At 44.5% G+C, this 21,882-nt stretch carries 19 protein-coding genes and 2 pseudogenes; 8 read left to right on the top strand and 13 right to left on the bottom strand.

Annotated features, from left to right (window positions below; genetic code table 11):
* Window positions 1-474: 474 nt before the first annotated feature.
* From iscB to P2A85_RS24295, 3 genes and pseudogenes are all read right to left on the bottom strand, one after another.
* Window positions 475-1,036, bottom strand: a pseudogene (gene iscB, locus P2A85_RS24285) (RNA-guided endonuclease IscB); the annotation flags it as partial.
* A gap of 416 nt (window positions 1,037-1,452) precedes the next feature.
* Entirely contained in the window at window positions 1,453-2,526 is a 1,074-nt protein-coding gene (locus tag P2A85_RS24290) for a class I SAM-dependent methyltransferase (RefSeq protein ID WP_377475918.1), read from the bottom strand.
* Between the two features lie 85 nt (window positions 2,527-2,611).
* Entirely contained in the window at window positions 2,612-2,932 is a 321-nt protein-coding gene (locus P2A85_RS24295) for a 30S ribosomal protein PSRP-3 (protein WP_340523226.1), read from the bottom strand.
* Window positions 2,933-3,048: 116 nt separating this feature from the next.
* Between P2A85_RS24295 and P2A85_RS24300 the strand changes: the two genes are divergently transcribed.
* Window positions 3,049-3,858, top strand: a complete 810-nt coding sequence (locus tag P2A85_RS24300; protein WP_377475920.1) for a TIGR01548 family HAD-type hydrolase — start codon at window positions 3,049-3,051, stop codon at window positions 3,856-3,858.
* Between the two features lie 219 nt (window positions 3,859-4,077).
* Here P2A85_RS24300 and P2A85_RS24305 read toward each other — a convergent pair whose 3' ends face one another.
* Window positions 4,078-4,896: a tetratricopeptide repeat protein gene (locus P2A85_RS24305; protein WP_377475921.1), complete on the bottom strand. Its 819-nt coding sequence runs from the start codon at window positions 4,894-4,896 to the stop codon at window positions 4,078-4,080.
* Between the two features lie 74 nt (window positions 4,897-4,970).
* Between P2A85_RS24305 and P2A85_RS24310 the strand changes: the two genes are divergently transcribed.
* Window positions 4,971-5,717, top strand: coding sequence for a cobalt-precorrin-6A reductase (locus tag P2A85_RS24310; protein WP_377475923.1), 747 nt, complete (start codon window positions 4,971-4,973; stop codon window positions 5,715-5,717).
* A gap of 156 nt (window positions 5,718-5,873) precedes the next feature.
* Here P2A85_RS24310 and P2A85_RS24315 read toward each other — a convergent pair whose 3' ends face one another.
* The 5 genes from P2A85_RS24315 to P2A85_RS24335 form a co-directional block, all read right to left on the bottom strand.
* A complete protein-coding gene (locus tag P2A85_RS24315; RefSeq protein WP_377475924.1) occupies window positions 5,874-6,344 on the bottom strand; it encodes a response regulator in 471 nt (156 codons plus the stop codon).
* Window positions 6,341-8,659, bottom strand: coding sequence for an ATP-binding protein (locus P2A85_RS24320; protein ID WP_377475926.1), 2,319 nt, complete (start codon window positions 8,657-8,659; stop codon window positions 6,341-6,343). Before P2A85_RS24320 ends, P2A85_RS24315 begins: the two co-directional genes overlap by 4 nt.
* Window positions 8,660-8,734: 75 nt before the next feature.
* Window positions 8,735-9,013, bottom strand: coding sequence for a hypothetical protein (locus P2A85_RS24325; RefSeq protein ID WP_377475928.1), 279 nt, complete (start codon window positions 9,011-9,013; stop codon window positions 8,735-8,737).
* A 383-nt stretch (window positions 9,014-9,396) separates the two neighbouring features.
* Window positions 9,397-9,792 carry an SH3 domain-containing protein gene (locus P2A85_RS24330; protein ID WP_377475930.1) on the bottom strand — a complete coding sequence of 132 codons (396 nt, stop codon included), beginning with the start codon at window positions 9,790-9,792 and terminating at the stop codon, window positions 9,397-9,399.
* Window positions 9,793-9,843: 51 nt separating this feature from the next.
* Window positions 9,844-11,667, bottom strand: coding sequence for an N-acetylmuramoyl-L-alanine amidase (locus P2A85_RS24335; protein WP_377475932.1), 1,824 nt, complete (start codon window positions 11,665-11,667; stop codon window positions 9,844-9,846).
* A 400-nt stretch (window positions 11,668-12,067) separates the two neighbouring features.
* On the opposite strand from P2A85_RS24335, the gene P2A85_RS24340 reads away from it, so the two are divergent.
* From P2A85_RS24340 to cobJ, 3 genes are all read left to right on the top strand, one after another.
* A complete protein-coding gene (locus P2A85_RS24340; RefSeq protein WP_377475934.1) occupies window positions 12,068-12,676 on the top strand; it encodes a COP23 domain-containing protein in 609 nt (202 codons plus the stop codon).
* A 398-nt stretch (window positions 12,677-13,074) separates the two neighbouring features.
* Window positions 13,075-13,701: a COP23 domain-containing protein gene (locus P2A85_RS24345; protein WP_377475935.1), complete on the top strand. Its 627-nt coding sequence runs from the start codon at window positions 13,075-13,077 to the stop codon at window positions 13,699-13,701.
* A 511-nt stretch (window positions 13,702-14,212) separates the two neighbouring features.
* A complete protein-coding gene (gene cobJ, locus P2A85_RS24350; protein WP_377475936.1) occupies window positions 14,213-15,985 on the top strand; it encodes a precorrin-3B C(17)-methyltransferase in 1,773 nt (590 codons plus the stop codon).
* 154 nt (window positions 15,986-16,139) lie between these two features.
* Here the strand turns inward: cobJ and P2A85_RS24355 are convergent.
* Window positions 16,140-16,361 (bottom strand): annotated as a pseudogene (locus tag P2A85_RS24355) (PD-(D/E)XK nuclease family transposase); the annotation flags it as partial.
* A gap of 609 nt (window positions 16,362-16,970) precedes the next feature.
* Window positions 16,971-17,465, bottom strand: a complete 495-nt coding sequence (locus P2A85_RS24360; protein WP_377475937.1) for a hypothetical protein — start codon at window positions 17,463-17,465, stop codon at window positions 16,971-16,973.
* 199 nt (window positions 17,466-17,664) lie between these two features.
* On the opposite strand from P2A85_RS24360, the gene P2A85_RS24365 reads away from it, so the two are divergent.
* Entirely contained in the window at window positions 17,665-17,886 is a 222-nt protein-coding gene (locus P2A85_RS24365; protein WP_377475938.1) for a hypothetical protein, read from the top strand.
* Window positions 17,887-17,998: 112 nt separating this feature from the next.
* Complete coding sequence (locus P2A85_RS24370) at window positions 17,999-19,003, top strand: MvdC/MvdD family ATP grasp protein (RefSeq protein ID WP_377475940.1); 1,005 nt, start codon at window positions 17,999-18,001, stop codon at window positions 19,001-19,003.
* Between the two features lie 333 nt (window positions 19,004-19,336).
* On the opposite strand, the gene P2A85_RS24375 is transcribed toward P2A85_RS24370, so the two are convergent.
* A complete protein-coding gene (locus tag P2A85_RS24375; protein ID WP_377475941.1) occupies window positions 19,337-20,200 on the bottom strand; it encodes an Npun_R2479 family HD domain-containing metalloprotein in 864 nt (287 codons plus the stop codon).
* Between the two features lie 623 nt (window positions 20,201-20,823).
* On the bottom strand, window positions 20,824-20,946 hold the full coding sequence (locus P2A85_RS24380; protein ID WP_340524128.1) for a hypothetical protein: 123 nt from the start codon (window positions 20,944-20,946) through the stop codon (window positions 20,824-20,826).
* 84 nt (window positions 20,947-21,030) lie between these two features.
* Between P2A85_RS24380 and P2A85_RS24385 the strand changes: the two genes are divergently transcribed.
* The gene (locus tag P2A85_RS24385) at window positions 21,031-21,843 is read left to right on the top strand and encodes a cobyrinic acid a,c-diamide synthase (RefSeq protein WP_377475942.1); all 813 of its coding nucleotides are present in this window, start codon (window positions 21,031-21,033) and stop codon (window positions 21,841-21,843) included.
* Window positions 21,844-21,882 lie beyond the last annotated feature (39 nt).

Below are 21,882 nucleotides of genomic sequence, written 5' to 3' on the forward strand. Positions count from 1 at the left end.
ATCGACCTTCCTGAGAGATGTATGGGGGTTATCCCGTTCCTAACGACCATTGATTGAATCTTTAGAGCGATGCTATTCACCGGGTTTATGGGAAATGCTTTGTTGGTCGGCTAAACACCCGCCAACTCCCTATCCTTGCCCTTTTGGGACTCCCAGTGTGATCAACCTATTTCACTGGTTATACCTAACGATGATTTAGACACATCTTCGCTTGCGCTGCTCATGGATTCCTGCTCGAAGGGATTCTCAGTTAGGTTGCCGAGTTACCTCCTTTTTACCCCGCTTTACCTCTAGGGTTGCTACACCTAGAAGTAGGGATAATGCTTTCACCACTGCATCTGTGGGGAGGGACTTACACCCTCAAGGTCGTTAAGTTGTCAAGGTTCATTTCAGTCCATACGAGAGGCTGATTCCTTGCTCCGCCTACACTTTAAGCTGTTAAGCTTTTGTTTTCACGGAAACGGGTCGCACGTTGAGTAGATATTCGCGAACTTCGTAACCTTGCAGTTCGCCTTGTTGGTACGACCCCTGAAATTTCAGGATTTTCTAATTGTTGCAGGTCAAATCTGACCAGCTCTTGAATGATTAAACCGATAGGTGCAAGTTTTCGTAATTTGTTGACCCAAGTTAGGGTGGTTTCTACCCGGTGCTGCAAGGATGGTGCTAACCAACCTTTTTGGCGGGTACGGTTTAAAAACCTTGCTTGGCGGTAGCGAGTATGACGGCTTCGTCTTCCTCGACGTAGTGCGCGACGGGAATCAAGACTTGCTTTGATGGTTTGACCGCGATGGGTTAGTTCAGCGCCAAAAATCACTTTTTCGCCCTGCAATAAAGCGATACCAGTAGTTTTGGAGCCTGGATCTAATTTGAGAGTAATTAATTCAGGGGTTGCTATCACCGCCTTTTTAAGAATAATGGTAAACGGATATCGCCTGAAAACAGCCGCTTTACCAACGGTTAACAACTTATGAGCCATTGACGGCTTGCAAGATGTTAATGGTATATGGTTGGTATCGAGTAAAATAAAATTGGACATTGTTGTGTCCCTCCACTTGCGTGTAATGTGCGCTTTGACCTGGTTATAAAGGCTTGTTAGATCTGCAACACTGTTTCAGTGACTTTAAAACTGTTTAATTGCAGATGATAGAGCGGAAAACTAGCGTCGCATTCTCCGGTATCGTGACCTAAATAACGTCTCCTCAGAAGAGGGGTCTGGTCAGCACAGCTTATAATTTCTTACAAGCTCAGTGTCTTTAGACCTGAGTTGCTGACCTATCTTAAGGGATAAGTTTGTCCGATCTTAACTCTAGCTGCGCCAGTCTCGATCGATCTTCACTATTTGCATATTCTAGTACAATTTTTATTAATTTTTATGTACAAAAGCTACAAAACAAAAAATTAACCAAAACTTATGTTATTGGCTCGATAAGTATTCTTGGGTGTTTGTGCTTCTTAACTCCGGCGGCACAAAATCCAGCGCAATTCCATCGGGGGGCGTCCATTGGCCATGGGAAAAACATCACGACCTGTGGCCCAACTGGCAAACCAGGGTGTCGGGGGCCAGGCTGCTTCCGGCAGATGGGTGCGTTCGTACTCAAATACCAATTCATTGGAGATGGGGACTAGGGGCAGGTCTTCCATCGCCACAATCAGTTCTTGGGGCGTAAATAAAGTAGACCAGGAAAGTTCGGCTACTTGTCGCACGAGGGGATCTGGTTGGTAGTCACCTACGGATAAAAATGTACTGAAGAGTAATAGACCTCCGGGACAGAGGGAATCGCACATTTTTGCTAGGAACAGCCGCACTTCGTCGCTGTCTCGAAAATGAGAGATGACTTCGGCGGCGACTGCAAGTTGGTACCGAGCCGGTTTCATCCGCACTAAGGGGTCGAGTACATTGCCTAGTGTCACTGTGACTGGTAAGTTTTCGGCTGTCGCAGCAGTTTGTAACTGTTCTGCAAAAGCTGGGGTTAGTTCGATCGCATCGACAGCATAGCCCAATCTTGCCAAGGGCAAAGTGTTGCGGCCGGTGCCAGCACCCACGTCCAAAATCCGCACGCGATCGGGACTTCCCAATTTAGCAACCGTTGTCATCAATTTTGCGTCTGGATGGGAGCCGAATAGGGGAGCTTCCCTGGTATCTACCCAACTTTTATACTGTTCTCCTACTGTGGAGGTCGCCACGAGCACTTTGCAAGCTAAACCGGTTTGGGGAGGCTGAACTGACTCGTATTGAAGTATCAGCATCGAAGCAGTGGAAGACTGGTAGCCTTGTTCTAATTTGCTGGCTAACAGTTTGCTCAGTTCCTCTTTTCTGTCTGCTGGCAGAGGTCTGTCGAGAGTGGTGAATAGTTTTTCAATTGACTGGAGATAGTGGTTTAGCATCCCCGGTACACAGGGAAACACTATTTCTCCGCGGGCGGTAATTCGAGTATTTATTTTGTAGAGAATAGCTTGCTGGAGAATATCAGGATTTACTACCAGCGGTAGCTGTTCAGTCTGGTTGATGGTACTGTCGCCGCCCATAAATTCCGCTCAACGAAAACAATATTTACGTAGTTAACAGTTGACAGTTAACAGTTGACAGTTAACAGTTAACTGTTAACTGTGATTAGTTGCTGCCAGTAAAAGTCACGAGGGGGAATTTTGACTGAGCTTCATTCATTGGTCGCCGTCTGCCTTCCTCTTGCCAGTAGTTGATTACTTCTGTGGCTTGGTTGAGGACTTCGACGCGATCGTTGTCGGCAATCCAGTGTTTGGCTTCGAGTTCGTTTTTGAGATCTTCCCACGCATCCTTGCGGGGCCAGAAAAAGTAAGCTGTCAGCGGGCTAGTTCCTTTACCGACCACTTGGTCAACGGCGAGGGCAACATTCTCTTCTAGCCAGAGAACTTTTAAGATGAACTTGGACAAACAAACCTCCGGGGTTTCGATCGAACTTATTAAAAATTTCTACAATCGCTAAGCTTAGCATACTTTTGTCATTTTTACTTAAAATTCCGACATTGGCTCAGGTAAAATGCCAATAGTTAACTGCGGGTGGGGCACTGATGACAGCAGACAGAGCGATTGTAGTTTTTGATATTGATGGTGTGGTGCGGGATGTGTCTGGCTCTTACCGACGGGCGCTGGCGGATGTGGTGGAGCATTTCACGGGGGGTGCTTTTCGTCCCAATTCTATTGATATTGACTCTCTCAAGTCTGAGGGAGTGTGGAATAATGACTGGGAAGCTTCACAAGAGTTAGTTTACCGTTATTTTGAGGGCATTGGGCGATCGCGAACGGAAAGCGCGATCGACTATAACGAGTTAGTAGCATTTTTCCAAAGTCGCTATCGTGGCCCGGACGAGCAAACTTGGACTGGTTACATTGGCGACGAACCGCTGCTGCTAAGTCCGGCTTACCTGGAAAGTTTAACCACAGGTGGCATAGTTTGGGGCTTTTTTAGCGGGGCGATGCGGGATGAAGCTACCTATGTTTTATCCGGGAAACTCGGCTTAAATTCCCCTGTATTAGTGGCGATGGAAGATGCACCGGGAAAACCCGATCCTACTGGACTATTTGCGACTATTGAAAAATTGGAAAACCTGAACGCTTTACCAGAAAGTTTGCCTGTGATTTATGCAGGGGATACTGTTGCAGATATTTACACTATTGTCAAAGCCAGTCAAGTACAACCGTCGCGAGTTTGGCTGGGAATTGGAATTTTGCCACCTCATGTTTTGGATGATGCGGTGCGATGCCAAGCTTATACTGCGGCGCTACAAAATGCTGGTGCTGTCTCAGTATTGAGGAATGTTGAGGAGTTGACTCCGGCACTGGTTTGGGAATTATTAATGGGAATAGGGAATAGGGAATAGGGAATAGGGAATAGGGGATTGGGAATAGGGAATAGGGGATTGGGGATTGGGGATTGGGGATTGGACATTGGGGATTGGGGATTGGACATTGGGGATTGGGGATTGGGGATTGGGTTATTGGTTACTCTAACTAACAAATAACCAATAACCAATAACAAACAACCAATAACCAATAACCAATAACGAATAACCAATAACTAATAACCAATAACCTAAATATTATTTCAAGTTCAAGAATTTATCCAAAGCACTGACTGCAACTGGTGGCCAACGGCGGGTATTTTTAACCCAATCGAGGTCTTTGTAGCGGGAGTCGAGACCGACGGCGGCAACCCAATTGCTCTCGGCTTCCCCACGCTGTCCCGCCTCCCACAGACAAGCGCTGAGGGCGGCTCTCATGTCGGCAAATTGGGGGTATCTGCGAACAATGTTTTTCATGTTGCGAATTGCTTCTTTGGTTTGTCCATTTTGATAAAGGGCGAGGGCGTGGTTGGCGCGAGCAAAGGCGTATTCAGGTGCTAGTTCAAAGGCTTTGTTGTAGTCGATAATTGCTTGTTTCCATTGACCTAAACCTGCTTCGGCGTTGCCTCGGTTGTTGTAGGCTGCTGGATCTTTTGGGTCTAATTGTAGTACATGATTGTAGTCGGCGATCGCCTCTTCCCACTTTCCTAAACCTTCTAAGGCTGTACCGCGGTTTAAGTACGGATCGGGAGCGTCGGGAACGAGTTCGATCGCTTTTTCGTAGTCGGCAATTGCTGCTTGTAGCTGGTTCTGACTGACTCTAGAATTACCACGGTTACTCCAAGCGGCTGCTCGATCGGGAAATTTGTCAATGATTTGAGTCCAAAAGCTTTCAGCCAGGGGGAATTTGCCTTCATTTGTCGCTTCAAAAGCTTTCTGAACCAGTTCTGCTAACTGCTGCTGGGGATCGGTAATATCTGTGGCTTGAACTTCTGCGGAGGCTGGGATTGCATTGCCTAGCCAAACTATCCCACTTACAACTAATACTGTCAAAAATGTCAAGAGCGATCGCATCATAGCTGTTGGTAGTTAAAACTTTACTTAACATATTATATTGTTAAGTCTTGACTAGATCGGGTAGGGGGAATTCTATGAAAAAACGCTTGCTAATTTTGGGAGGAACGGGGGATGCGACTCAACTGGCGGCGCGGGCTTCCCAAATCCCTAACTTGGAGGTGGTTTCTTCCCTAGCAGGACGCACTAAACAACCTTCCACCCCAACGGGTACGCTGCGAATTGGTGGCTTTGGGGGAGTATCTGGACTGGGTGAGTATTTGACCGATCGCGCGATCGACTTGTTAATTGATGCGACTCATCCGTTTGCTGCTCAGATTTCGATGAATGCAGCCACCGCTGCTGCTGAATTTCAATTGCCACATTTGATGCTGGTGCGTCCTGCTTGGACTCCGGTGCAGGGCGATCGCTGGATTGAAGTCGAAAACCATGAACAGGCTGCCATCGCTTTATCTGAGCGATCGCAGCGCGTATTTCTCACTATTGGTAGACAGGAATTGACTGCATTTTCTAGTCTGGATTCTATTTGGTTTTTGATTCGGGCGATCGATCCCCCAGCCCTAGGTATTTTATACCCAAACAGCAAATTAATTTTAGAAAAAGGGCCTTTTTTCTTAGAAAATGAGCGGGAATTGTTGCTCGAACATCAGATTGATACCATTGTCAGCAAAAACAGCGGTGGTGATGCGACTTATGCCAAAATTGTCGCGGCGCGGGAATTGGGAATTCCCGTGGTGATGGTGCAAAGGCCACCGATACCGGATGGAGAAGTAGTTACTGATGTCGAAGCAGCGATCGCTTGGCTGATGAAACATTTAAATTAATGTTGTATTTGTCCACGGCGATACTCACTATTTCCGCATCGATAAACCTCTACCGCGTTTGACAGATGAAACTCAACTTAATTAGTTTTTTTAGACAAAAATCGAGGCAATGAGTTGGGCGATAGCCAAGACATTAGCCCTGGGGCAAGCTGTCGATTAATCCTCTAAATCGTGCAGCGTCGCGACATCAAACCAATAGTCTACGAGTATTTGGACATCTCGTTTCAATTGAGCAAAATCGATCGGCTTGATAATGTAGCTGTTGGCACCAGATATATAGCAGTCTTCAATATCTTTAGGATTGTTGGAAGTGGTGAAAATTACCACGGGAATGGTTTTAAGCTTGACATCTTTTTTGATCTGACGTAACACTTCTGGCCCGTCAATTCCGGGGAGATTCAGGTCAAGCAAAATCAAGCCAGGACGGGGGAAAATTTTGCGATCGACATAACTCCCAGTCCGGTACAGAAAAGCCAAGGCTTGCTCGCCATTAACACATCGCTCAATGGTAACGGGAATGGGCGATCGGCGCAAAAAGCGCTGTAGTGCCTCAAAGTCTTCGTTGCTGTCTTCCACCACTAGCAGCGATCGGTTTTGCCTGATTCTAGGGCTGAAACTGTTATTCATAGGGTTGTCTGGGGCGATAGGGTGAAATAAAACGTACTGCCTTCATTGACGCTTGATTCGACCCAAAGTCGGCCGCCGTGTCGTTCCACAATTTTGCGGGCAATGGTTAACCCAGCCCCCGTACCACCACCAAAGTCATCTCGCCCGTGCAACCTACGGAATATCTCAAAGATTTTTTCAAAATGCTGTAGCCGGATGCCAATGCCGTTATCGCGAACGTAGAAGGTGTAGGGAATGCCCAGTGCTGTAGCTCGTGTAGCTTGCTTCTGGGTAGCAGCCTGCTGAGTGCTGAGGGAAAAAGTGTTGGTTTCGTCGCCATTATGTTCGATAAAGCCAACTTCAAGCCATTTTTGGGCTTTATTGCTGTATTTAATCGCGTTACCAATCAGGTTGGTGAACAGTTCGTTAATTTGAGTGCGATCGCACTCAATGCTGGGCAGGGGGCGAGGAACGCGAAACTCAACCTCACTCTGGGGTCGAGAAATCGTCAGGGTGGCGATGACATCTTGTACTAATTCATCTAGATTTAGGGTTTGCCGTATCAACTCAGCACGTCCCACGCGGGAAAAGTGGAGGAGTGAATTAATCAAATCTTCCATGCGCTGCGTCAGCCGCAGCATAGTTTTTAATTTCGCCACCCCATCCTCATCGAGTACATCTTCATAGTCCTCCATCAAGAAATTGGCATAGTTGTGAATGCCTCGCAGCGGTTCTTTCAAATCGTGGGAGGCAATGTAGGCAAAGGAATCGAGTTCTTCATTGCTGCGCTGCAATTCAAAATTCATGGATGCCATTTCATCTGCTTGGTGGAGCACAATGCCCACAATCAGGCTGCGCAGTTCGGCAACCACTTCGATTTCGCAGGGTTTCCAGGGTAAGGAACAGCCTTGTACTGTTTCCTGCCACAACTCAAAGGATTTGCGGGGTGACATTCGCCAGCTACCGTCTTCTAAAACTTCTACAGGCTTGTTGGGATTGCCGCCCCAATTCACGGTTTGCAATACTTCGGGGCGAAACCAGAGAATGTAATTGTGGTGAGCTTTGGAAATTTCCAGGGCTAATACTCCACTGCCGATCGCCTTAAATGACTCGCCCGCCTGGTAATCTTTAGAGAGCGATCGCGTTTCAAATAAGCTGTTATCAAAGTGAGGTTTAAGCCAATCGAGTAAGGCGTATACTTCTGGTTCCGAGGGCACTTCTCCGACTCCAATGCACTGATTGCCACTGCATATTACCGCTCCGGTGGCATTGACTAAATCCAGCAACTGAGCTTTCAGTTGCACCAAGCCATCGACGAAATACTCAGCTTGAGATAATGCTGCTATAAACTGAGTTTGCAGTGACTTTAATTGAATTTTGTAATCGCTGTCTTCCCTGGATTCTTTATTTGCCAATTCTACAGACATCACCTGTCCGATAAATTCGCAAACGGTGCGGGTGTTATAGGGAACATATTTGGGAGACAAATGATGACAAGCAATCAACCCCCATAGCTTTCGATCTTGCATCAGAGAAATCGACATAGAGGCAGTTACGCCCATATTTTGCAGGTATTCTAGATGCAGGGGAGAAACGCTCCGCAACACTGATAAACTCAGATCTAGCGGTTGATTCGTGACCGGATCGAGTTCTGGAATTAAGGGAACGGGCTGATAGCGGGCATCGCAAATCAGGCGCACCCAGTTGAGGGTGTATAGCTGTCTGGCTTGCTGAGGAATATCTGAGGACGGATAGTGTAGGTTGAGATAGGGCGTTTCTTGGTCGGTATCTTCAGCAATGACGATACCTGCCCCTTCTCGATCGAACCTGTAGATCATCACGCGATCGAAGCCAGTAATTCGCCGGACTTCTTTCACAACCACTTGGCAAATTTCTAAGAGAGTCGGTGCTTTTTGAATGCGATTAATGGTTCTTTTTACCTGGTGATAAAAATCAAAAAAATTAGTTTTTTCTTGAACTTTCTTTGGTTCTATTTCCAAAACAATGCTTCGACCTGAACGATGTACAATCCCATCAAAATAAAGATCATCATTCAAATGCTCGATTGATAAACTGAGAGGATTAATACTATCAAAATCCGCATTCAGACATTGTTTTATCTGCTGAATTTGCTCGGCATCGAATAAGTCTGAAAGCGGCTTTCCCAACAGTTCTGTGGGTGGGAAACCAATCAATTCTTGAGTGTTGCTGCTGGTTTGAATGATTTCGAGGGTGGGTACTTGCAAAACTAGCAAAACCCCGTGCGACTGAATCGTTCCCGGAATATGAATCGGCTCGCGATCGCAATTTGTCAGATCGAGCGTGTGATCGGTCATATCGTAATTGGCAAACTTCTGCTACAGTTTGTTGCTTAATTTGAAATTAGTTAATCCGTTGTATTATACTATATTTTAGGATAAATATCGATCTATCAATTGGACAATTTTTTCATACTCAAAATCTTCGGAAAGTTCCAGCACCCTAGCAACAAAGGAACTGTACTCTGGCTGTAATTGTTGCAGCCGGTTAATTTCCAGCTCCACATCTTCAACATAACATCCTTTAGCTGCTTGATACAAGGCCAGCAATTCTTCTTTGGGCGGCACCACCATTTCCTGCGGGCTAGCAGCTAAACATACAGCCTCAGTCAATTTCTCATCAGTTGATACTGGTGCGTATATCCACGACAAATTTAAATAACTCTTGATTTTGTCTAGTAATATCAATTCCGGTTGTATCGGAATGATTTAACCGCGAAGGCGCGAAGTACGCGAAGGAAGAGAAGAGAGAGTTTAATACAGGACGATGAAGAGAGGATTAATTTGTAGAACGAAAGGAACAATTAAAACAGTTCGTAGGGGCGGGTTTCACCATAATCCTGAATAATTGACCATCTATTAAACCCGCCCCCACCCAACGGTAAATCCCCACCAATATTTTAGGGATTTGATAAACATCCTGGTTGATGTAGTCGATTTGTGTGGGCGGATTTTTCGAGATTGTTTGTATTTGTGATATCTTTTTGGTAAAAGCCACTCCTACAGGTTGTTCGCACCTACCAATAGAAAATTAGTTATTTCCGCCACATATCAAATTGATCTTCCGAACAGCCGTTGAGATATTGATTGTTCACCCAACCGTCCAAAATTTCAAAAGTCTCATTGGGAGCAGTCCCATGAGTTCTCGCCGCAATTTTCACCCATTGTCCCTTTCTGCTAACAGCCCTAACTCCGTCTCCTCTTTTGAGTTTAACAACAATCGGGTAATTATTACCAGGGCCTTTCCGAATGTTAACAGTCCCAGTTTTAACATTAATAAAGGAGCATTTAGTTTGCTCTTTTAAAGCTTCTACTTTGTCTGGTGACAGAGTTTGCTCTTTACCAAAAACGGGAAAACTGACCAGGGAAAAGCCAAAAGTGGCGACGGCGGCTGCAATGAAAAAGGCTTTTGATTGAGTCAAACTCAGCATCTATTTAATCTCCGTGGGTTAATAAAGACTCTTGGTCTTTACTACTAATTTTTATTTAACTGAGGCAAACCACTCGGTAATACCTTGGGCGATCGCCTCTGCTAACTTCTGCTGTTCTTTCGCATTGACAATCCATTCAAACTCATCAGGATTAATCATAAATCCTAATTCCATTAAAACAGATGGAGCAACGGCTGGACGAGTCATGGCTAGGTTGTTCCAGAATACACCATAGGAAGGACGATTCAATTTAGCAACTAAATACTTTTGCAAAAACATTGCCAAACTGTGCGCTTGCGGATGAAACCAAAAAGCGCCGACACCTTTAGTGTTAATCGCGTCCCCGTTATCTGGTAAAGCATTGTAGTGAAGAGAAATTGCGATCGCAGGTGCTTCTTTTTGAATCATTTCCACCCTCGGTGGTAAATCCAGATCCACATCTTCCACCCGCGTCATTACCACATTTGCACCCCGATTTACCAATTCCTGACGTACCAATTTTGACACAATTAAAGCCACAGTTTTTTCTCGGTAGCCTGTGGGCCCGACACCCCCTGAATCTTCGGGTCCGCCGTGTCCCGGATCTAACAGTATTTTAATTCCCGACAGCGGCTTTGCTTGTGGATTAGCCATCTGGCTGGCTTTCACAGGGGGGTGTTTTAAGGACAGCACTAAAGTTGTGCCATCGTATCTCAATTTGTAACCCCACTGTTGCGCTGATTTGAGATTAAAAGTATATTGTAGTTGCAATGGGGATAGTTGTTGCCATGTCAAACGTGAAATTACTGGGTCATCATCGAGGCGAATAATATCTGTTTGAGCGGTGGTATTGTACAGCGTTAAAGTGAACGCGCGTTCACCTTCTTGTACGGTGATGGGGACTGGTATTTCTAGGGGAAATAAGACTTCGGTCCAGCCGGTAACTTGACGCGATCGCACACTGCGAATTAGCGATCGCGGTGGCACTGTATCCTTGACAATTTTCACTTCGGATGCTTTGATCCATGCACCGTAATCGAGTCGAATCCATTCTCCTTCGCGGCCAATAATTGTGGCTCTTGTTCCCTTGGGTAGAGGCGTCATCCGAGAAAAATCGGTACTCGCGCCAGTGCGGGCAACACCTGGTTCTGCTGTCACTTCTGCTACTTCCAAATCAGCAGGAGAAAGAATAGAAACTTTGCCCGTTCCTTGCTGGCTGACTGTTTGATTATTCATGGTTAGTTCAAATACAGGCACTCCCAAATCTACTTTTTTGCTGTTATTTATTTGGGTGTCCGACTCAATGCCCCCCCTTAGCAAGGGGGGGTTGGGGGGGGTTTTGGCGCAGCCTTGATATTGTTGATTACCAGTTTTAATAGGAGAATTTTCGCCTAATAATACAGATTTATTATCTGGCAATTCAACTTGCGATCGCGCTTTTAAAGGAATAGTTTCCCCAGCCAATTTTACCGAAACCTGAGCATTCATAGGTGCGATCGCCCCAAAGCAAATATATTCCCCCGGCAAAGTTGCCACATCAACTTTCGGTGTCAGAGAATCCTTGGCAAAAGCCAATCCTAAAGGAATTGTTGCCTGACTTGGCTGGCGCGTCACCTTAATTTTGAGTTCCTGATTGTTGTAACGCAGTGTAAAGACATTTTCTCCGACTTGTAGGGGAAAAGTCGGGGCAAAATGACCGACTTGAGTGCGGGGGATCTGGTTGCCGTTTACCAAGACTTGTCCCGATGGTGGGGCTGTGCCAATTAAAAAAATGCGATCGACTGTAGTCTGGTGATTAGGAGGAGGATAAGCCACAAACAAAGGCTGGGTGGCAACAGCTACGGGGGCGATCGCCAAAATTATCCCGAACACAACTAAGGCTAAAAATTTTATCATTCTCAATCGCAGCTAATAGAGAGTCTGTGCTGACCTAATTTTATCAGGTTTATTACCATTTTATATCCCTTGTCTGCACAGCAATACGAAATTTTTTGTAGCCACAGTTTCCTGATTGTCCCAAAACAAAAAAAATATATTTTGTCCTGAAATTCATTTTTTTAACAGTATATTAACTATTTTGTAAGGTTTAAAACAAAACATCTAAAACTTTGTATATTCGGTACTATTTATTCTAAATCGGGACGATTTAAATACTTTTAAGTTCTATCAAAAACAGCTATTTATCACCCGGAATGGTGAGGGCATTGGTGAATATTAAAACTATATTCAGATCAATAGGTAACGGTTAGATGAGAAGTTAAAAATCATCTACCACATCCAAAACAGAGGAGTTTTCATGAAATCTCAATTGATTGCACAAATATTGTTATCTGCACTAGCAGTATCGGGCACTATGGTAACTGCAACAACAGTGCAAGCTGGTCCAGCCACTTTGGTTGCTAACGAAACGACAGTATTTCAATGTGTTGGTTCAGGTCGAAACTTAGCAACAATTGCCAAGCGAGGAAATCGTACCACCGACCCGATAATTCTGTGGCGCACCACAGAATTTGGTCGTGAGTTTACTCCCAGTCAGCGCTGTCAAGCGGTTTCCAGAAGATTGACACAAGCGGTTGCTAATAATGGCGGAAGCTTAAGTAATTTACTGTTAACTACAGGTACTGTTAATAGCCTACCCGTTGTTTGTTTCGTGAGCGGACGTGGACGCTGCAACTCTAGCAATACACTATTTACTCTTGACCGCAAAAATGCCAGCAATCCTGGTGCCGTGCTCACCCGTTTGGTCAATTTTGCCGAAAACGGTGTTGGTGAAGCCGTAGTTTCCAGAACTCGTCCTACTGATGAACCGGAACAGCAGTACGTTTCTTTGCAAGATTTAGTCGATCGAGCTTTGAATACAGCCCCAGCGCCTGTGAAAGCCCAACCAAACAATCGAGGTATTTAATACCATTTCTCTAAAATCGTGCAACAATCTTTGACCCCCCCTAACCCCCCCTTATAAAGGGGAGGGACAAGACTACTGTTGCATTCTTTTTTAAAATTGGTATAAGTACAGGACTTATGCAGGCACAGGAACAAGCACAAAATTAGCTTAAGAAAGCGAATTTAAGCCTCCGAGACTATAATCTCCGACTTCTCCTTTCCCAGAAGTCGGGGATTTGTGCTTGGGGTGTGAGGAGTCGAGGATTTAAGGGCGATCGGTGTGGGCGTAAATCAACTAAAATATATCCGGGTGCAACTATCAACTAGCAGAATCTAAAATATGTAGGAACACTCAACAGCAGTGTACCTACAAATATGACTTCCTACATAAATCTACCTGCCTCAGATCCAGGAGTTATCATGAAATTAACATTTGTCGCACCTTTATTAGCCTCGGCTTTAGTTTTGACCGGTACTGCTGCATTGGCAGGTCAAGGAAAAACTCGGCTTGTCACCAATACTTTAAATGACACCACAACAACATTTCAGTGCGTTACTTCCGGTAGAAATTTTGTGACAATTGCGCGACGGGGAAATGTGACGACAGATCCCATAATTCTGTGGAAATCTAGGGAATTCGGACCAGAATTTACACCTTGGCAGCGCTGTCAGATTGTTTCCAACAGATTGACCAAAGCAGTTGCGGACAACGGCGGGCGCTTGACTAACTTACAGTTAACAACAGGTACGATTAATAACCTCCCTGTGGTTTGTTATGTGAATGGAAGAGGGCGTTGCAATTCTCAAAATATCTTGTTCACCCTGGATAGCAAAAATGCTAAAAATCCCAGTGAAGTTTTAAGCAGATTAATTAATTTCGCCCAAGATGGCGGTGGACAGGTAACAGTTTTGAGAACCAGAAATCCAGAGCAATTATCTTCCCAGCAGTTTATTCCCTTTGGCGATTTGGTCGATCGCTCTTTTCATTCAACTACAAACAAACCATCTGTTCCTGCCGAAAAACCAGAGAGCGATCGGGGGATTTAATATAGCCTTTTTCAGAAAGATGACGTACTATCGAGAATTGGTAATAGGTAATGGGTAATGGGTAATAGGTAATGCCCTATGCCTTTCCCCCATCCCCCATCCCCCATCCTCCCTAGGGGGGGGTTGCCATTACACGCTTACCTCACCTAACTGAGAAAGGCTATATTTAATTTCTTGGTAGTAAGGACTTTAGTCATTAACAGATTCCCAGGAAGAACATGGGAATCTGTCATTTATACTGAATTTTAATCAAAGTAATACCAATTTTAAAAAAGAATGCAACAGTAGTCTTGTCCCTCCCCTTTATAAGGGGGGGTTAGGGGGGGTCAAAGATTGTTGCACGATTTTAGAGAAATGGTATAATTAGTCATAAAACACTAGCAAAAATTTGCTTTTATGCTAAATCTTCCTTCACGCCCTTTGCATCTTCGCGGTTGATTAAATAAATATTATTTGACTAAAAAGCGATTAAAATAAAGAAACAAATGCAAACATAGCCATACAAACAACAGTGAATCGAGTTTCTCCCGCCATTGTAATTTTAGGTCAAAACAGCCAGCCGATCGCCCGAAAAATCGCCACACTTTTCCCCGGTTCACTGATTTACGGTTTGACCGATCGCACAACCGATGCCGATATCAACATTACCAACTTCGGCGAAACCTTGCGGGAATTATTTACAACCGAAACCCCAATTATCGGCATCTGCGCCGCCGGAATTCTGATTCGCACCCTCGCCCCACTGCTGTCAGACAAACGCGCCGAACCCCCTGTCTTAGCCGTAGCCGAAGATGGCAGCGCCGTTGTACCATTGTTGGGCGGTTTGCACGGGGTGAATGACTTAGCCAGAGAAATTTCCCAAGCCCTCGGCGTGCAGCCAGCCATCACCACTACCGGAGATATCCGGTTTCGCACCGCCCTACTCAGTCCTCCCCAGGGCTATAATTTGGCCAATCCAGAGGATGCCAAAACTTTTATTTCAAATTTGCTCGCTGGGGCAAAAGTACGCATTGAAGGCGCAGCCAACTGGCTCTGGGAGAGTAATTTGCCGATCGACCCCGACGGAAAATTGACTATTCACATCACCGAAAAAGGCATAAAACCAACACCAGATTGTTTGGTTTACCATCCCAAAACAGTGACAGTCGCCCTCACGCAAATATCCAATATTCAGCCAGAAATAGCGATTTTACTGATCCAGCAAGTTTTGGCAAAATCTGGTTTATCCCTAGCTGCAATTGCGGGCATTTTTGCCCTCAAAAATGACATGGGCAGTCCGGCGCTGACAGCGATTTCAGATTATTTTAAAGCCCCAGTTCGTTTCTTCAATCTATCAGAACTGACAGAATTTGACTCGGTTAAATTAATAGAATATAACGCAAATTTTGATGTGACGGCGGCACAAATTGCCCTGACAGCAGCCGGTGCTAACAGTCAGTTAGTCGGGTACGATCGCCTCAACCAACTCAGTTGCGCCATCGCCCTTGCAGCCCAACCCCTTGATGCTGAGGCGATCGGCATTAGTCGCGGACAACTGGCGATCGTCGGTACTGGGCCAGGCGGCGCGCCCTGGATGTCCCCGGAAGTTAAGGAAATTCTGCGGGAAGCTACGGATTGGGTAGGTTACAAGTTCTATCTTGATTTGGCAGGAACCCTGCGTCCAGGCCAGCAACGACACGATTCTGACAACCGCCAAGAGATCGATCGCGCCCGTTTTGCCCTAGATTTAGCAGCATCGGGAAAATCTGTCGCCGTGGTTTCGTCGGGAGATCCGGGGATTTTTGCCATGGCGGCGGCGGTGTTTGAGGCGATCGACCTCGATAGCAAACCAGAATGGGATGGTATCGATATCCGTGTCGCACCCGGCATTTCTGCCATGCAGGCCGCCGCGGCTGCCATCGGAGCACCTCTGGGACACGATTTTTGCGCGATCTCGCTTTCGGATATTCTCAAGCCTTGGGAGGTGATTGAACAGCGAATTGCTGCGGCTGCGGCTGCTGATTTAGTGATTGCATTCTACAATCCCATCTCGAAACAGCGGATTTGGCAATTGTCTAAGGCGATCGAAATTTTGTTGCAAAGTCGATCGGCTCAAACCCCCGTCATACTAGGTAGAAACCTCGGCAGAATTGGACAATCCGTGCGCGTTTGTACACTAGGTGAATTCCAGCCCGAAGACGCGGATATGAGAACTTTGGTAATTATTGGTTCCAGTCAGACTCGGATTATTCCTCGCAAATATGGAGATGTTTGGGTTTACACCCCCAGACGATATCAGAAATAATCAGAAATTGAGTGAACGGGGAATGGGGAATGGGGGCAGGGCGTCGGGTATTCTATTTTTTACTGAATACGACCGTCAGGGCGATCGGACTTTTTCCCCTCCTTTTATTCCGATCGCAGACTTTGAATATCTTCAACACTCAAACCAGTAGTTTGACAGTTGCGCCTCCTGCAAGTCTGGCTTTGACATCCAGGTAAGAGTCTTTGAGATACTGTACTCTTAATGCTAAACATAGGTCGATAATTTCTAAGTCGGTGATGGTAGAATTTCCACCATAAATCATGGCATTCAGAAAGCTGATTAAAATTGGTTTGCTTTCGTTAGAACCGAAAATCTTTTTAAATGCAAAGTAGATTTTGGGGTTAATAAATCTCATGGTAATTTTCCCTTTTCCTAGCGCTGCAATGACTCAATCTATCTGTTACAGGACTTACACAGGGGAGACAAAAAACCCGGTTTCTGCGTCAATATTTATCAAGAAAGCGACGATTTTGGAAGAAACCGGGTTTTTGGCGTCCAGGACTATAGTAATGACTGAAAATTAAGCTGTCTTGACTGATTTCAATTATAACTGAGATCTTGCACCATTATCAATTAGCTGTAGGGGCGGGTAAACCTGCCAATATATAAGAAGAATCAACAATCTCAATAAACCCGCCCGCCCCCAATGGTAAATTCAAATGTACCTCTTTCAAGATACAAGGGGCGGGTAAACCTGCCAATATATAAGAAGAATCAACAATCTCAATAAACCCGCCCGCCCCCAACGGTAAATTCAAATGTACCTCTTTCAAGATACAAGGGGCGGGTAAACCTGCCAATATATAAGAAGAATCAACAATCTCAATAAACCCGCCCGCCCCCAACGGTAAATTCAAATGCACCTCTTTCAAGATACAAGGGGCGGGTTCGCCATTAGCCTTAAAGCTTACAGACAGGTTAAGCAAACCCGCCCTCATCCCCTACTCCCCATCGAAAATCCCTCTTATTCTGTCAAATCGACTTGTCGAATCTCTTCTAGCCTCATATCCAAGCATTGCGCGATTTGCTCATCGCTCAAACCTACTGCTTGCAAACGTTGGATAGCCTCAATTTTTGCCCGCTGCTTTCCCCGCAAAAACTCAGGCGACTCTTCCTGTGATGCGCAGATATTCACCGTTCCGATTACATGACCACGAGCGACATTACCATTATTAAAGATAGTGAAATTGTGACTATTAACAATCCCTTTCCGTAATAATACCGATCGCAAATTTAATTTATTAACATCTTCTCCGAAAGCATCAGAGAACAACTGCCATAGCTCGTAGCCGATATCTTTAGCATAACCCTCAGTACAGTTCAGTCCTTGGGCAATATCCCCATACTTTTGCCGCTTCAGAACGCCCTCAATCACCCCAAGCTGCATATCATCTAAATGCTTACCAGTTTTCGCAAAGACCACTTCATCTGCAAAAGCCAGTGCTTCTTGAACGTTCATCAGGTTTCCTCACAACCTCGCAACCATACAATTATAACCGTCAATATCCGACTATTTTCGCCTTAAATACAAAAACGGTTGAATCGGTCTTAAAATTTTCTACATTATCCGACTTTTTTCGACTTTTTTCGACTATACAAATCAATGTGCAAGTTGTATTGTTGTGAGTGTCAAACCATCACTCAATAAAAATTAAGTTATGACGACTACCCAGCTCGCTCTCGACAAAAAAGCAAATCCTTTGATGATGCACCTGAGCATCTTACCCAAGTACGGCATCACCGCCGAGGAAACGTTTAGCTACGATCCGACCACACAGACTTCCAACATCACCTCCATGAGCAACTCTTGGTGTACTAAGACTGCTTCTAGTATATATCAGTTTGAACCTTCGGATGACGACCAGCAAGAGGACGACTAGAATTTTGAATTACTAAGAAATAATTCGATCGCCCTTTCTTTTCTTGAAAGACCTGTATGAATTTTTGCATGACAGGTCTTTCACTATCAACATTATTTCAATTATTTTAGTTATGACCGACATTTTAATCGTGACTTCCGAGACAGACATTCATGCAGATGTCGTTATCAACGAATTACAAAAATCAAATATTCGAGCAATTCGCTTGAATTCAGAAAGTTTTATTAAAAACAGCAAATATGCTTACTCGTGGCAAGCTTCGGGCAATCCCAGTCAAAGTTTTTTGTCCTTTGAAGACTCCTTGAGAGAAGTTCAAGAAATTGGCGTAATTTGGTGGCGCAAGCCACAGGATTATCAAGTGTTTCCAGAAGTTGATGATGCTTGGGCTATCAAGTATTGTCAAGAAGAAACAGAATCTTTGATGTATTCTCTTTCTGGACTCTATCCCAAAGCTAGATGGGTGAATAACTACTACAAAATTAGATTGCCATCTCACCGAATCAATCAGATTCCAATTGCTCACAAGCTGGGAATTACCATCCCTCCAACACTCGTCACCAATTCCTACGATGCGGCTTGCAACTTTGTGACACAACAGGGAAAGTGCATTGTCAAACCCATGCGCTACTCTGGTTTTTTACATAATGAAAAGCAATATGCGTGCTACACTCGTCCCATTGATGTAGAAACGCTTGAGGAATTTCGAGAAAGCATTCGATTAGCACCAGTTTTTATTCAAAAACGCATTCAAAAGAAAGCTGAATATCGTGTTACATTAATTGGCAAGCATGATTTTGTCTGTCGCATTGATGCCCAGCATACCAAGGATGCAGACGTGACTTTGGATTGGCGCGTCACCGAACCGGATAAACTCGTTCATGTTCCCGACAAGCTACCGATCGACTATCTCAACAAACTTCATCAAATGCTTGACGAGTTTGGTTTAAATTTTGGTGCATTCGACATCATTCGCGACGATGATGACACGCTCTATTTTATCGAACTCAATCCCAACGGACAGTGGTATTGGATCGAAATTCTCACTAAAATGCCTATGGTTCGCGCCATGGTGGAACTCATCGAAGATTTAGCGCTGCAATATCAACAGGATTGCTGAATTCGATCGAAAATTATATCGTTTCCGGCTGCATCGGAATGATTTAACCTTACTAGAACGCAGAGAACACAGAGGGAGATAAGAGAGATGAATAATTCCGATGTTACCGGATTTGATATTACACATTTTATTGGGATTGCTTTCCTTCGGATCGCTTCGCTAACGTTCCTCGCAATTACAAGGAATCAGATTAACCATAATATCGTGGCCGGTGCGGGTTTATTATATTGTAGATTATAGGCAATTATGGTTGGTGAACCCGCCCCTACAGGAATTATGTAAATTGACCAGACATGATATGAGATTGCTTCGTTCCTGGTGGCAGACAAGGATTCAACGAGCTACAGCCACATCCTCAGATATCACCTGAGAATGCTCCACCCGAAACACATTTGCGCTTAAATTAGCCACAACTTGTTTCCCCTGTTGCGTCAGTTCCAAATAGCCGATCGCATCTTTTACATACCGATGAACCACATTCCAATAAAACTTAGGATACCCATCCCGTAAATCCCCCGGATTCCTATACCCCAAAACCTGATTCTGACCCGTTTCCTCAAATTCGTAAAACAGCGCCGCCACTTTTTGCAAATATCGCGGATCGCTCCACTGACCAATTAAATCAGCCGCGCGAACTAAACCTGGATAATTGACCGTATCTTGATAATCTTCATCCGCCGGCACCGGGAAACGAGTTAGCTCAATATTACGCTTAACCCGCTCCGCATCAATCAGTTTGTGATCGCCAAAACGCTCAGAAACAAACATTTGGCCGCGATCGACATGATAGGGAGTCAAACTAGCATCCGTCGCCCCCGGAGGCAGTTTTATTTTCCCATCACCCACCCCCGTCGCATACATCCTCAAATCAGTTTGATCGAGACGGCAAACTCCCTTCACATACCCAATATCGTGACATAGCAAAGCTATGTGGAAATGCAGCCAATCTTCACAGGAAACACCCCCTTCACGAATGTGTTTGCCACGCATAATTTCCTGTCCCACCAAGGTCACTAAAATAGTATGTTCTACATTGTGGTAAAGAGCATCGCTATTGGCAATATTTTGCAAGGCCATATCCGCTACCCAGCAAATAATCTCTCCATAGTCTGACTTGAAGCCACCGTAAGTGTGGCGGTATCCTTCAATCAGCCGATTTACGAAAGCTTTAATCAGTAATTCTGTGGCATTAAACATATTCACTTCCCTGCTCGACACTAGCGGTTTAAATATTTTTATCCTGGTTTTTTAGGGGCTGCTGTTTTAGGTGAATTTTTAGCTACTTTTTCCTCTCGATTCCCGTTCTTATCTACAAGTATCTACTAATAGATTATCAACGACGAAGGCTGAAATTAGCGATCGAACAACTAGCTACTCCAGGCGCACCCTAAATAATTGGCATCTATAGGCGATCGAGGTGTCAGACCCTTCGAGCACCACTAAGCCCTGACAATCAAGCTATTTCGTTAAAGAAAATCCCACATCTGACATCTAACATCCAAAATTGCTTGACATCTTCCGCTGCGATCGCCCTAGGGCTGGGTATTTCACTCAACAGAACACATTAACAGTATAACTTGTTACAACTACTTAGCTAGGACTCGCGATCGAACATCTATTCAATCTAACTACTCTCCCACTGAATCCGCAAGTCTAGCGGGAAATAGCTAAATCTTGGTAAGGATTTTGAGAAAAAATACTTAGGGTCTAGTTATCACAAACCTCAGTAATTATGACTAATAATAACTCTACTTCATCATCCACTCAATCCGTATATTCTCAGGTGACGAGCATAAGTCTTTTTTGTGACAATTCCATTCTCAAGAGGCGATCGCCACACCTAATCTTTGTGATGGCAAACCAAAATCAATGTGATCTGTATCACTTTTAGCAACTATAACAGCATATATAATATAAAAAATAAAATAACAAATTAAGTGCATCTTTCCATAATTCCTGTCCGCTAAATTTTTCTTCGATACATTATCTCCTCCACTTAATCATCTTCATAATCAAGGTTCTAGGCAATGATTCAAGCACAAAATAAATATGCCGACCTTTCTCAGCACCGACACACAGATATCCTAGGGCAAATTCCTGTAGAAGTTAAAGATTGGGCCCAAAGCCTCCCTTGGAACAAGCGCCGCTATCTATTGTCCCTCTGTTATATCTTGTGCGCATCTACTCCCGACTTGCAAGCAGAATTTTTAGATGACTACACGGCAGATGGCTTAATTTCAAAAATGTTTGAAGATGTCGATACTCTACACCGTGTCAAAGAGTATCTAATGCGGTTCCGAGTTAAAAAAGAATTAAACGAATCAGATTTAAGAACCTACATCAAACAATTTTACATCCACTCTGCTCAACAAGTACGCGGGCAAAACGACCAGTATTTAGAATCGGCACTTCGTTTCGTTTTGAGTACAGAAGAACGCAATAATGTTTTCAACTACATTTTGGGTTTTGAATTCATGAAAATAGTATTTCAAATGAGCTGGTTGCAACACGAACGATTGGCGAGACTACAAAAAAATCAGTACCAGTTTATCGAAACCTACATCAAGCCGATTCAACACGCACACAAAATCAACGGTATCATTGTCCCAAAAGATGAAAAAATATTTTTTGCTAGGCGCGTCTATTACGTTCAACAGCCGAATATTTCCTACAAAAAACTAATTGAATTAGTAACCGCAACTTTTACCACAGAAATGGTAACTAACTGTGGATTTTCTATCAGTCGTCACGCTCAAGCTTTGCACTTTGACTACGATTATATCTACAATCCAGAGCCGGAAGAAGCAAGATTTCCAACGGAATTGCAATTTATTTCTTGATAATCAAGCAAATATAGCCTTTCGAGCTGTCCTATGAGG

Source organism: Microcoleus anatoxicus, from assembly GCF_042465725.1.
GTDB lineage: Bacteria > Cyanobacteriota > Cyanobacteriia > Cyanobacteriales > Microcoleaceae > Microcoleus > Microcoleus anatoxicus.